This window comes from Mucilaginibacter antarcticus, assembly GCF_042686155.1.
GTDB classification, from domain to species: Bacteria; Bacteroidota; Bacteroidia; order Sphingobacteriales; family Sphingobacteriaceae; genus Mucilaginibacter; species Mucilaginibacter antarcticus.
In genome coordinates this window covers 63,851-76,141 of sequence record NZ_JBHUON010000015.1, presented here as the reverse complement: position 1 = coordinate 76,141, position 12,291 = coordinate 63,851, and the positions used below count along the sequence as shown (strand labels likewise).

Sequence of the window (12,291 nt, the reverse complement as noted above, 5' to 3'; positions counted from 1 at the left end):
TTTTTTATAATGTTATAGTTTTTCCTAGATAATAGTCTATGATCTTGCTGCGGAAAATGACACTGTACCTGGCTTGGATCATATCCGTTTGTGATCTATTAAAATTGGTTACAGCCGTGTTATAGTCTAACGAATTTACAAGCCCAACATCATAGCGCTGCTTAGTAACGTTCAATGCATCTTTATTCGCTTCAAAGGTTTGTGTGGCTGATTGGTACTGTTTATCTGCAGATTGCAGATCAAGCACCGCCTGGATAATAGTTTTGCTTAGGTTATTTTTTGAAATTTGCGTATTAAGCTGTGCATTTTGAAAGTTAAGCTCAGCTCTGCGCACATTGCTACGTGTGTTAAATTTGTTAAATATTGGCACCTGAACACTTAAGCCAATGTTTTGATTAAAATTGTCGCCTATTTGACTAAAAGCAGAATAAGGGGAATACACAGGTACATTATTATCTACATCTATCACTTTTGTTTTCAACCTGTCTGTGTAGTTAGAACCAAGCCCTCCATATAAACTCACAGTTGGATAATAATATGATTTAGCTACACGTATAGCTTGCTGAGAAGTCTTTTGTTGCAGCTCTGCCAACCGAATATCGGGATTAATATTCATTGCAGTACGCACTACTTCGTTGGCATTGTAAATAGTTTGAATGTCTGTTAGTTTACTAATATCCGGTCTTTCAACTTCTATCGGTGCATACGGATCTGCCTCCATAAATTGTTTTAATATCAATAACGAAAGGTCAAGTTGATTTTGAGCAGTGGTTAAATTTAATGTCGCTGTTGATACCTGTGCCTTAGCCTGCGAAAGGTCAGCCAGGGTTTGATTCCCTGCTTTAAAACTGATATCTGACCGCTGCAGAGTTTGATTAGCCAAATCAATTTGTTGCTTTGCAGCCGTCACTAAATCTTGATTTGTCAAAATCTGCAAATAGGTAGTTACTACGTTTAACACCAGGTCATTCTTCACTTTTGCAGTTTGGCCTTTATTAACATCAAGCGCAATTCGGTTTTGAATAATCTGGTTACGCAATTGGCCACCTTGAAAAACAGTTACCTGCATTTGCGCATTACCGCTGGCGTTAAAAGATGTTGCTGTAGTATAGGTAAATTGACCCGCTATCTGGCTTCGGCCAAAGTTATACCCTCCCTGGGTACTTGCGTTTAGGCTTGGTAATAAATTATTTTTTGCTTGTTGCAAATCCACGTCGCCAATACGCTCATTAACCAACGATTGCTTTATCGTCAAGTTATTAGCCAAGGTGCGGTCTACAGCCATTTGCAGCGTGATTTTTTCCTGAGCGAATACAGGTGCATATACCAGCGTAACAAGCAGCAGGCTTGCCAGGGCTATACGGGTTATTTTATATCGGGTCATAAACTTATTCGTGCAATAATTTGAGATGTCGGCCGGTAGATGTTAGATTTGAGCTTGTTGTTAATGACTATTTATAACGCTCACTAAATTAAGTGATTTTTTCTCAGATCTTATTCCTTAAATCTCTGTTCTGTTAATATGTATTTGGTAAAAACACCCTGGTTGCTTAAAAAGCTATATCCTCATTTAACGTGGGACAGTGACAGAAGCACCCGTTGTATTTATCTTACTTTTGACGATGGGCCTATACCCATTGTTACACCCTTCGTATTAAATATTTTAAAGCAGTATAATGCCAAAGCTACGTTTTTTTGCATCGGCGATAACATCCGGAAACATCCGGATGTTTTTGAACAGGTAAAAGCCGATGGTCACGCTATTGGTAACCATACCTACAATCACCTTAAAGGTTGGGATACTACTGATAAAACCTATGTAGATAATTTTTTAGAGGCTGATAAAATCATAGGGGGTAACATGTTTCGTCCGCCTTATGGCCGCATAAAAAGATCGCAATCAAAGTTGATCAAAGAAACCCATCCCCACATGCAATTTATCATGTGGAACGTATTAAGCGGCGACTTTGACACTAGCTTAAAACCCGAAAAATGCCTGCAAAACGTAATTAAAAATACCGCCAGCGGCGATATAGTCTTGTTTCATGATAGCCTTAAGGCTTTTGATCGATTAGCGTATGCGTTACCAAGAGCGATGGAATATTGGGCAGCGCAAGGGTACAACTTTAGTCTGGTGCCTGCTGAGTCTGCTCTGTATTAGGGTCAGCCTGACCATCTTTTTTGATAATCGTATAGGTGATAGCCCCTATCACAATGATGCTTAAAACAATAAGCCCAATCCAGCCTTTACGTTTGTCCTGGCGCATAAGCCAAACCAAAAACGCCACAAACGGCACTACAAATGTTATCCAGAAAATTAGTGAAGGTGCCGACATATGTTATTTTTAACTCAATTAATGTTATATATAAATCCACGATTCTCCCATAGGGGGATGGTGGCTAAAATGGCATCCTTGCCAGCGGAACGACGTCTTGCCCCGCAAAATCGCCCTTTAAATACTTATGGTAGCCTGCTATGGCTATCATACCTGCGTTATCTGTGCAGTATTGCATCTCAGGGATAAAACAATTCCAGCCGTTCTTTTCGCCCATTTTTTGCAGCCCTTGCCTTAAACCTGTGTTTGCTGAAACACCGCCTGCTAAAGCCACATCTTTTATATCATAAAGATCAGCGGCTTTTTTGAGCTTGTTTAGTAAGATGCTTACAATTCTTCCTTCTACCGATGCGCATATATCATTAATATTCTCCGCAATAAAATCAGGGTTTTTAGCTACGTTATCCCTTATAAAATAAAGTATTGAGGTTTTCAAGCCGCTAAAGCTAAAGTCAAAGCCCTGGATCTGTGGTTCCGGAAACCTATAAGCTTCCGGGTTTCCCAAACGGGCGTGCTTATCAATCAACGGACCGCCGGGGTAAGGCAGTCCCAGTATCTTGCTGGTTTTATCCATGGCTTCGCCCGCCGCGTCATCAAGAGTTTGGCCAACTACCTCCATATCAAAATAGTCTTTAACCAAAACAATCTGCGTATGCCCGCCCGATACGGTAAGGCATAAAAACGGAAATGATGGTTTGTTTGACCCTATGAAATGCGCTAAAACATGCGCCTGCATATGGTTAATTTCTATTAGCGGGATGTTTTTTGACAGCGCAAACGCCTTGGCGAAAGAAACACCTACTAATAATGACCCTAAAAGTCCCGGGCCGCGCGTAAAAGCTACTGCATCAACGTCATTTTTGCTTACTTTTGCTTTTGCAAGCGCCTGTTGAACCGCCGGAACGATATTTTGCTGATGCACCCTGGAGGCAAGCTCAGGGACAACACCACCGTAGGCTTCATGAATGGATTGATTGGCAATAACATTGCTTAACACAATCCCGTCAACACATACTGAGGCAGAGGTATCATCGCAAGATGACTCGATGGCTAAAATTACAGGTGGCATGCTTTTAAAATCAAACTCAAAAGTTAAAGTCGAAACCGACTGCAACTATTGAATATAAATACATTATAAATTCAAAAATCAAAACACTTTACGCGTTTTTGAATTTTACTTTTGAATTTAGAACTAAACAACAAAGTTATTAAAAAAGTACTAAAAATAGCCTTAGGCATTGTATTGTTCCTACTGTTAACGGTAAGCATTGCCTTGTTGCTGTTTCAGTACAAACCGGTGCAAACCTGGGCAGCTAAAAAGGCTACCGCGTATCTATCAAAAAAATTGGCGACTGAGGTTGATATCAAGAGCCTTTATATCAAACCCTTTACAGCCATTGTCTTAGAGGATCTGTATATCCTTGACAAACAACGCGACACCTTAATACGCACGCCAAAGCTTACTGTTGAACTTGATGGCTTCTCTATTTTTAACAGCATTAGCGCGCGTAAACTTAACTTTAAGCTGATACAGCTGGATAACGGATCTTTCTATTTAAAAAACTATAAAAATAGCAGTACCAACCTGCAATTTGTTCTTGACAGCCTGGCCTCGAAAGCAGCAACAAAGGCCAATCCGGGTAAACCCTGGACCTTAGTCTTTCAAAAATCGGTAGTTAATAATTTCCATTTCAGGTATTACGACTTAAACAATAAAGAGAAAATAAAAGGCATTAATTTTTCTGATCTCGATGTCTCTAATTTCAGCGTAACGGTAAATAACATGGACATCAAGAACCATACTTTTATGGGTGATGTACAGCATCTTACCTTGAAAGAAAAGGCCGGCTTTTACCTTAAAAATCTAACGGGGCTCCTCGCTATCGATACCAACCGCATACTAGCTAAAAACCTTATCATTGAAACCCCAAACTCATTGATAAGGAACTACCTGGACATGCGCTTTAAATCGTTCAAAGATCTTGGCGACTTTACAACCAAGGTTTATATGGACGGCAACATCAAGGGGTCGCGCATATCATCAAAAGATATAGCCTATTTCACTACCGGGCTTGACGGCGTAAAGTTCGACTTGGGCATTGACGGCCGCATCCGCGGTAAAGTGAATAACCTGAAAGCTAACAATCTTACAGTTACTGCCGGGCAAGCTACTTTTTTAAAGGGCGATTTTACACTAAAAGGATTGCCCGACTTGGAGCATACTTATCTGGATTTAAAATTTGACCAGTTGGCTACCAATAAAAAAGACCTGAATGTACTGATTAAGAATTTTAGTGGCAATGCTAAAGCTACCGTACCAGACTTGGTAGGACGATTTGGCAATATCAACTTTACCGGCTCTATTAAAGGTTTCCAAAACGATTTGGCCGCTAAAGGCGTATTTAAAACACAGCTTGGCAGGTTTGATCCCGACATTAAACTAAAAATGAACAAAGCCGGTGTGCCGACTTACAGCGGTACTGTCAACGCGTATGACTTTGACCTGGGTACACTAATTGGCGACAATATTATTGGCCGCACCACTTTTAAAGCCAACATAAAAGGTAGTGGCAATGGGCTTAAAAACCTAAACGAAAACGTAAGCGCTAACATAGCCTATTTTACTTTTAAAGGCTATAGTTACAAAAACATAGCGGTAAACGGTACATACGTTAACAAAAAAATAAGCGCCAAGCTATCCATTAATGACAAGCACATTAAGTTTGACGGCACCGGCAGCATGGACCTTAACCCTACCCTGCCCGTTTACAGTTTTGTAGCTAATGTTAATGATGCTAACCTGAATACCCTAAAATTAACTAAAGACACCATAGTTATCAGCGCGCAGTTACGAACCAGGTTTTCTGGTACCGACCTGAAAAATTTTGAGGGCAACATTTTACTTTCGCCGGTTAGGATAGTTGATCCACGGAATAATTATTTGCTTGACTCTGTTTATATATCTGCCACCGGCAAAGGCGACGAGCGGTTGATAGCCTTACGGTCTGATGCTTTAGACGGTAGTATTAAAGGAAGCTATGATCTGGCTACTTTACCATCGTACTTTAAAAGTATCGCAAAAAAATACATACCATCGCTAAAAACAAATATAACCCCAACAAAACCACAACATTTTGAGCTTAACCTCAAGATAAAGAATCTTGACCCACTGACCGCGATATTTTTACCGGCATTGAAGATACCGGAACAGGGTACATTTATTGGCCAGTTTAATTCGGCCGAGAAAACGGCTACTTTAACGGGTTACGTAAAGACCATTAAATACAACAAAATGGTTTTTCACGACCTTATTTTGGACGAAAGCACCAGTGATGAAAACCTGGCGCTCAACGTATCATTAAAACGTGTAGACCTTAGTGATGATTTATTTATCAAGGACATTAACATTACCAATTTTGTAAACAACGATAGCCTTCAGTTTAACGTTAAGCTGGCAGACAAAGACGCTACTAATCAGTTAGATCTTTACGGCTTGGTGGAGTTTGGCAGGGACACTACGGCCAAATTAAAGCTACTGCCGTCTGATATCATTTTAGAAGGTCAAAAGTGGCGTTTGCAGGAGCAAGTGCGTATACGTTTGCTTGATGGTAAAACTAAGATTGAGAATTTTGAGCTTTCAAATGGGGAGCAACGTGCCCGCATTGATGGATTTATATCTGACAACTCTGCTGATAAGTTGACACTTACCTTTAACAAGTTTAGGATGAGTACACTTAACGAACTCACTAAAGCTGCGGCTCTTAATATAAGTGGCACACTAAATGGCGATGTGGTGTTTAGCTCCATACTTAAATCACCGGGCATTGATGCCAAGCTGAATATCGATTCGTTTAAGATGAATAATACCCTGGTGGGCAATATCAAAGTACTATCAAACCTGGATAACGAACGCAAGCAGGCCAATGTAAATATTAACATTCTGAACAAAGGCCTTGAAACGCTGAACATTGGTGGTGCTTATTACCTAGGCACAGATAAAGATGACAAGCTGGACTTCGACGTAAAAATGCGCGAAACCGAGGCTATCATTTTTGAGCCGTTTATCAAAGACCTGGTTTCAGATTTAAAAGGAACCATATCCACCGACTTGAAACTGACCGGATCTTTATCAAAGCCTGAGTTGAATGGCGATCTCACGCTGAACAATACCGGCTTAACGGTTAACTACTTAAAAACAGCCTACACCATAAGCGATAAGCTAAGTGTAAAAAACAGTGTAGTAAACATCAATAACCTGGTGTTGAAAGACATTTATGGTGGTAGTGGTACTGCCAAAGGCACGGTCGATCTGAACAGCCTTTCTAACCCTACTATCAACGTGGACTTAGTAGCGCGTAATCTGATGGCGCTTAACACTAACTTTAAAGATAATCACATCTATTTTGGTAAAGCATTTGCCTCTGGCGATTTTAGCTTTAGCGGTCCGGTTGATAACATGAACATTAATATTACCGCTACTACCCAAGCCGGTACGGTGTTTAACCTTCCATTAAATACATCCTCAACCGTAAGCGAATACGATTTTATTAAGTTTGTGAGCCATAAAGACACGATAGGCTTAAAAGGCGAAGAAAAAGTTAAATCATTTAATGGCGTTACCCTAAACTTTGACCTTACTGTTGATGAAAAAGCCATAGTAAAGATCACTACGGATTACGGTGTGTTAGAAGGCAGTGGACAGTCAAAAAATCTGAAGCTGCGCATCAACAGCTTTGGCGATTTTGATATGTTTGGCGAGTTTATAATCACCTCGGGTAATTTTGATTTTACAGCCAAAAACTTCATCAACAAAAAATTCACTATAAATCAGGGCGGCACCATCCGCTGGACAGGTAATCCGGCTAATGCAGAGATAAACCTTAAAGCTACCTACGAGGTACGGACGGATATAAAACCATTATATACTGCGGCAGGCTTACAATCGCCTAAAGGAAGTGAGTTGGTATTGGTACAGGCAGAATTATTGTTAACCAAATCGTTAATACAACCGCAGATTGATTTTGATTTCACTTTTCCTACCAATCCGTCTGTTAAAGATGATGTAGGCACTTACCTGGCCGATGCTAATAACCGTAATCAACAGGCGCTAAGTGTTATTGTAAGGCGAAACTTTAATTCTGGCACGGGTAGCAACTTTGCTAACCAGGCTTTTGCTACCGCCAGTAGCGCGGTGAGCGAGTTTGCATTTAATAAGATTAACAACCTGATAGCGCAATCAAACATTAAATATTTCGATTTCAACATACGATCATTTAATGATGCCAGCGCATCCTTGAAATTCTTTAACGACAGGCTAAGCTTTAGCGGCAGTTTATACAACAACAGCACAGGTAGCAATGATCTTTTTAACAACCAAAATCTTTTAAACTCAAATTTTGGCAACCTTACTAAAGACTTTGAAACTTCTTATCTCATACGTCCGGATGGATCCTTGAAGGCACGTTATTCTTATAGGGTACTCAACACCACTACTTTGAATACAATTGGCCAATTGGCGCCGCAGTATGTAAATGGTTTAGGTTTGGTGTATCAACGGGATTTTGACACCTTCGGCGAATTTTTCAGAAGACTATTTACAAGGGGACGAAACCCAAATAGGGCACTACCCATTGCGCCGTTACCAACGCCGACAACTACACCATTATCAGGCAGTACGCCTACAACCACACCAGTACAACCGGTCCAGCCTGCGAGGAAAGATGATTACGAAGATTAATTAATGATCGCGCATGATGGTGTGATCCATCTTGTCGCGTTTAGCTTTAAGGTAAGCTTCATTATGTGGGTTTGAGGCAATCTCGATAGCGATATTTTCAACCACCTCTAAACCGTAACCAATCAACCCGGCACGTTTTTTTGGATTGTTACTCATTAAGCGCATTTTTGATATTCCCAGGCTACGCAATATTTGTGCACCAATGCCGTAGTCACGCTGATCCATCTTAAAGCCTAATTGAAGATTTGCTTCAACAGTGTCAAAGCCATTATCCTGCAGATTGTAAGCCTTTAGTTTATTAACTAAGCCAATACCCCTACCTTCCTGATTCATGTAAACTATGGCGCCTTTGCCTTCGGCTGCTATCATCTCCATAGCTTTATGTAACTGCGGACCACAATCGCACCTGCATGATCCAAAGATGTCGCCTGTAACGCATGAACTATGCACACGTACCATTACCGGTTCGTCGGGTTCCCACTCGCCTTTAACAAGGGCCATATGGTTTTCGCCGGTGTTAAGTTGGGTGTAGGCAATCATTTCAAAATCGCCCCACTCTGTGGGTAATCTCACTGATACCTCCTTACGGATCATCGTCTCTGCATCTAAACGGTAAGCTATCAGATCTTTAATGGATACAATAACCATATTATGCGTTTTGGCCAGTTCAAGCAATTCGGGCAAACGGGCCATTTCGCCATCTTCGGTCATTATCTCGCAGATAACACCTGCAGGCTCAAGCCCGGCTAATACAGCAAAGTCAATCGTCGCTTCGGTATGCCCGGCACGACGCAGCACGCCCCCATTTTTGGCTATTAAAGGAAATATATGCCCCGGTCGGCCCAGGTGTTCGGGCTTAGTGGCGGGATCAATCAACGCCATAATGGTCTTTGACCGGTCTGATGCGGAAATACCGGTGGTACAGCCTTCTAAAAGATCTACAGATACAGTGAAGTTGGTTTCGTATGATGTGGTATTATGGCTCACCATTGGCTCTAATTCCAGCTCGCTGGCGCGTTGTTGTGTAATTGGCGCACAAACCAACCCACGACCATGACGTACCATAAAGTTAACAGCCTCGGGTGTGGCGTAATGTGCCGCTACTAAAAAATCGCCTTCATTCTCGCGATCCTCATCATCAACAACAATAATAATTTTACCGGCCTTTATTGCCTCAATGGCTTCTGGAATGGTGTTCAGCATTTGATTTAGTTCTGGTAAGCTTTTGCGATAGATACGCCCCTTACAATAACAAAGTTAATGGTTAATCTAAAATATAGCGTCGGTAGTTTGTAAACTTAGTGCTTTATAAATTATTAGCAATCGAAGGTATGTTTAGCCCTTATTACTCAACACTTTTACCCGCCAAATTTACTTTGCTTTTAAAGGCTGAAAGCACACGGCCAACACTGTTATTTAGCAAGCGTTTGTATAAATCAGCATCAAATATTACCGAGTCATTCGCGGCTTTGTATGAAAGGAACAAACCTATAGGGGTTAATATCGCGATAGCTATCCACATGCCTACAAGCGGCGAAGCATCGCCGGCTTTTACGGCCTTTTCGCCAATGGTTGATATAATGTGATAGATAAGGAAAAATACTACCGACACTACTACCGGGAGGCCCAACCCCCCTTTACGTATGATTGCGCCTAACGGTGCCCCTATTAAAAATAGTACCAGGCAGGCAGCTGATAAGGTAAATTTCTTTTGATACTCAACCGCTGCACTATGGACGCTATACGAAGCCTCCTTATACCTATCGGCACGAGATTTCATCAAATCCAACACCGACCTTGCCTCACCTAAAGCGTTTTGAATATAACCACCTTCTTGCGAGTTATTGCCAAACGACATGACACCCTGATTGTACTTCTCAATTTTCAAAGTACTATCGGTGGGCTTTTTAGGCATGTTAAAGTATTTTATATAAGCTGATGCCTGCGCAAAGTTGACCCGGCGGCCGCTATCTATAACATGGTCTATTTTGCTAATGGTGTCTAACAACAATCTGCGGCTCATCATTTGGAACGCGCTCGAAAATAGTTTTTCGTCCGTACGTTTAAATCCCAGCCCCTCAAGCTTCAGCTTTTGTTGCGTAAACTTAAAACGATACCTGGTAAATGTTTGCCGTGGGTGTGGATTAAAAGCGCCGGTGCCCGGAGCTTCCTCATAACGAATGCCGTCTTCCAGATAAATTACCAGATACTTATTGTCATTTGAGCGTACCATCCTGCCGTTCTTCGCCTTCATAACAAAAGGCTGGTCACCAAAATTTGAACCTTTGTAATAAATGGTAAGACCATGCAGAGTTTGTCCATCCTCGTCTTTTTTTTCAACCCTGATGGTATAGTCTGGGAAACTGCTGCTAAAAACACCCTCAGGCAAAAAATTAGCCGACTTTTGTTCGCGGGCATCCCAAAGTAACGAATAGTACTTTAGATTGGCTTTGGGTAACATATAATCAGAAAAGAAGAATGCGCCTATACCTAATATTAACACCGTTACCAGCATGGGATACATGGCACGCGTTAATGATATACCGGCAGACTTGATAGCAACCAACTCGTAATTCTCGCCTAGGCTGCCATAGGTCATTATAGAAGAAAGCAGTACCGACAGAGGCAGTGCCATTTGCACGTTAGTTGCCGAGGCGTATAGCATCAGCTCGGCTATTACATACCACTCGAAACCTTTGCCTATAAGATCATCAATGTATTTCCATAGAAACAGCATTAACAACACAAACATCACTATCACAAAGGTCACCAAAAAGGGCCTTATAAATGATTTTAGCAATAGCAGGTGTATTTTTTTCACTGGCGCAAAATTAGGGAAAAATTATCCCGTTAGGCACCTATAACGCTAATAAGGTACTGAATCTGATTATCCCAGATTAATTTTCTTTCGCCAACAAGTTCTGGCAGGGCAAAATCGGTAATGCCTAAGGCTACATCGTTGGTCAGTTCGTCCTGGATAATTTCCATTTCAAAATAACACTGTGGCTCATCATCCAACCATTTAAACCTTACCAATTTATTTTCTTTAATAGTTACCAGTTTGGCTTTCTGTTCCTCGCCATCCCAGGTAAAGGTATAAAGCGAGTCGCGTACGGATACATCATCAGCAAACCATTGCGATAAGCCGTTAGGTTCATTTAAAAAGGTATATAATATTCTCGGAGATGATTTGATTTCATACTCAATAGTAAACTTCTTCTTCTCAGACATAAAGGGGTCTATAAATCAGGCTTAAGCTGCAATGTTAAGATTTTTTTTAAAGGAAACGAATTTATCCTATATTTGCAAACCTTTTTTAGGGGACGCCTTTATAGAACATCCCAATAAAAAAAGCATAACAAAACTCAGAATTAACTACTGATTTTATGTAAGGCGGGGTAGCTCAGATGGTTAGAGCGTAGGATTCATAACCCTAAGGTCGGCAGTTCGATCCTGCTCCCCGCTACTGGTAGAGGCCCCTTTAAGGGGCCTTCCTACTTTAATCCCTGCGTATGTTTACCGTTTACGTTTTGTATTCCCCGTCATTTGATCAAATTTACGTTGGCTATACAGCTGATCTGCATAACCGCCTCCTTTCTCATAATGAATTGGCTACTAAAGGTCATACAATTAAATATCGTCCGTGGACAATTGTTCATACGGAACAGTTTGACATGAAATCTGACGCTATGAAAAGGGAGAAACAATTAAAATCATCTAAAGGACGCGCTAGTATTCGGAGCATTATAAAAGAAAAATTAAGCTTTTAGATGGCTAGAGCGTAGCATCATATCCGTTAGCTAACGGACGGCAGTTCGATCCTGCTCCCCGCTACCGGTGAGGCCCCTTTAAGGGGCCTTCCTACTTTAATCCCAGCGTATGTTTACCGTTTACGTTTTGTATTCCCCGTTATTTGATCAAATTTACGTTGGCTATACAGCTGATTTGCATAACTGCCTCCTTTCTCATAATGAATTGGCTACTAAAGGTCATACAATTAAATATCGTCCGTGGACAATTGTTCATACGGAACAGTTTGACATGAAATCTGACGCTATGAAAAGGGAGAAACAATTAAAATCATCTAAAGGACGCGCTAGTATTCGGAGCATTATAATAGAAAAATTAAGCTTTTAGATGGCTAGAGCGTAGCATCATATCCGTTAGCTAACGGACGGCAGTTCGATCCTGCTCCCCGCTACTCGTAGAAGGCTGTTA

Annotated in this window: 10 protein-coding genes and 1 tRNA gene; 5 read left to right on the top strand and 6 right to left on the bottom strand. The window is 41.1% G+C overall.

Annotated features, from left to right (window positions below; translation table 11 throughout):
- Nucleotides 1-4 precede the first annotated feature (4 nt).
- On the bottom strand, nt 5-1,384 hold the full coding sequence (locus tag ACFSYC_RS13010) for a TolC family protein (RefSeq protein WP_377128258.1): 1,380 nt from the start codon (nt 1,382-1,384) through the stop codon (nt 5-7).
- Nucleotides 1,385-1,522: 138 nt separating this feature from the next.
- Between ACFSYC_RS13010 and ACFSYC_RS13005 the strand changes: the two genes are divergently transcribed.
- Nucleotides 1,523-2,161 (top strand): polysaccharide deacetylase family protein, encoded by a 639-nt coding sequence (locus ACFSYC_RS13005; RefSeq protein WP_377128255.1) that lies wholly within the window; start codon nt 1,523-1,525, stop codon nt 2,159-2,161.
- On the opposite strand, the gene ACFSYC_RS13000 is transcribed toward ACFSYC_RS13005, so the two are convergent.
- Nucleotides 2,127-2,336, bottom strand: coding sequence for a hypothetical protein (locus tag ACFSYC_RS13000; protein WP_377128252.1), 210 nt, complete (start codon nt 2,334-2,336; stop codon nt 2,127-2,129). The genes ACFSYC_RS13005 and ACFSYC_RS13000 overlap by 35 nt on opposite strands.
- Before the next feature lie 64 nt (nt 2,337-2,400).
- Nucleotides 2,401-3,405, bottom strand: a complete 1,005-nt coding sequence (gene tsaD, locus ACFSYC_RS12995; protein WP_377128249.1) for a tRNA (adenosine(37)-N6)-threonylcarbamoyltransferase complex transferase subunit TsaD — start codon at nt 3,403-3,405, stop codon at nt 2,401-2,403.
- A 111-nt stretch (nt 3,406-3,516) separates the two neighbouring features.
- Here tsaD and ACFSYC_RS12990 point away from each other — a divergent pair, with 111 nt between their 5' ends.
- Entirely contained in the window at nt 3,517-8,073 is a 4,557-nt protein-coding gene (locus ACFSYC_RS12990; RefSeq protein ID WP_377128246.1) for a translocation/assembly module TamB domain-containing protein, read from the top strand.
- Here the strand turns inward: ACFSYC_RS12990 and ACFSYC_RS12985 are convergent, their stop codons facing one another.
- The 3 genes from ACFSYC_RS12985 to ACFSYC_RS12975 form a co-directional block, all read right to left on the bottom strand.
- Nucleotides 8,074-9,276 (bottom strand): bifunctional 3,4-dihydroxy-2-butanone-4-phosphate synthase/GTP cyclohydrolase II, encoded by a 1,203-nt coding sequence (locus tag ACFSYC_RS12985; RefSeq protein ID WP_377128243.1) that lies wholly within the window; start codon nt 9,274-9,276, stop codon nt 8,074-8,076. It lies immediately after the preceding gene.
- Nucleotides 9,277-9,418: 142 nt separating this feature from the next.
- Nucleotides 9,419-10,894, bottom strand: a complete 1,476-nt coding sequence (locus ACFSYC_RS12980) for an LptF/LptG family permease (protein WP_377128240.1) — start codon at nt 10,892-10,894, stop codon at nt 9,419-9,421.
- A 29-nt stretch (nt 10,895-10,923) separates the two neighbouring features.
- Entirely contained in the window at nt 10,924-11,304 is a 381-nt protein-coding gene (locus ACFSYC_RS12975) for an START-like domain-containing protein (RefSeq protein WP_377128237.1), read from the bottom strand.
- Nucleotides 11,305-11,465: 161 nt separating this feature from the next.
- Here ACFSYC_RS12975 and ACFSYC_RS12970 point away from each other — a divergent pair.
- The 3 genes from ACFSYC_RS12970 to ACFSYC_RS12960 all read left to right on the top strand — a co-directional run bounded on the left by ACFSYC_RS12970 (nt 11,466) and on the right by ACFSYC_RS12960 (nt 12,210).
- Nucleotides 11,466-11,539, top strand: a tRNA-Met gene (locus tag ACFSYC_RS12970).
- A 46-nt stretch (nt 11,540-11,585) separates the two neighbouring features.
- Nucleotides 11,586-11,843, top strand: a complete 258-nt coding sequence (locus tag ACFSYC_RS12965) for a GIY-YIG nuclease family protein (protein ID WP_377128234.1) — start codon at nt 11,586-11,588, stop codon at nt 11,841-11,843.
- 109 nt (nt 11,844-11,952) lie between these two features.
- The gene (locus ACFSYC_RS12960) at nt 11,953-12,210 is read left to right on the top strand and encodes a GIY-YIG nuclease family protein (RefSeq protein WP_377128231.1); all 258 of its coding nucleotides are present in this window, start codon (nt 11,953-11,955) and stop codon (nt 12,208-12,210) included.
- Nucleotides 12,211-12,291 lie beyond the last annotated feature (81 nt).

Bases quoted from the DNA above. Each gene is read 5' to 3' on its own strand.
- ACFSYC_RS12985 (WP_377128243.1), bottom strand. From the start codon at position 9,276: ATGCTGAACACCATTCCAGAAGCCATTGAGGCAATAAAGGCCGGTAAA.
- ACFSYC_RS12960 (WP_377128231.1), top strand. From the start codon at position 11,953: ATGTTTACCGTTTACGTTTTGTATTCCCCGTTATTTGATCAAATTTAC.
- ACFSYC_RS13010 (WP_377128258.1), bottom strand. From the start codon at position 1,384: ATGACCCGATATAAAATAACCCGTATAGCCCTGGCAAGCCTGCTGCTT.
- ACFSYC_RS12975 (WP_377128237.1), bottom strand. From the start codon at position 11,304: ATGTCTGAGAAGAAGAAGTTTACTATTGAGTATGAAATCAAATCATCT.
- ACFSYC_RS13000 (WP_377128252.1), bottom strand. From the start codon at position 2,336: ATGTCGGCACCTTCACTAATTTTCTGGATAACATTTGTAGTGCCGTTT.
- ACFSYC_RS13005 (WP_377128255.1), top strand. From the start codon at position 1,523: ATGTATTTGGTAAAAACACCCTGGTTGCTTAAAAAGCTATATCCTCAT.
- ACFSYC_RS12965 (WP_377128234.1), top strand. From the start codon at position 11,586: ATGTTTACCGTTTACGTTTTGTATTCCCCGTCATTTGATCAAATTTAC.
- tsaD (WP_377128249.1), bottom strand. From the start codon at position 3,405: ATGCCACCTGTAATTTTAGCCATCGAGTCATCTTGCGATGATACCTCT.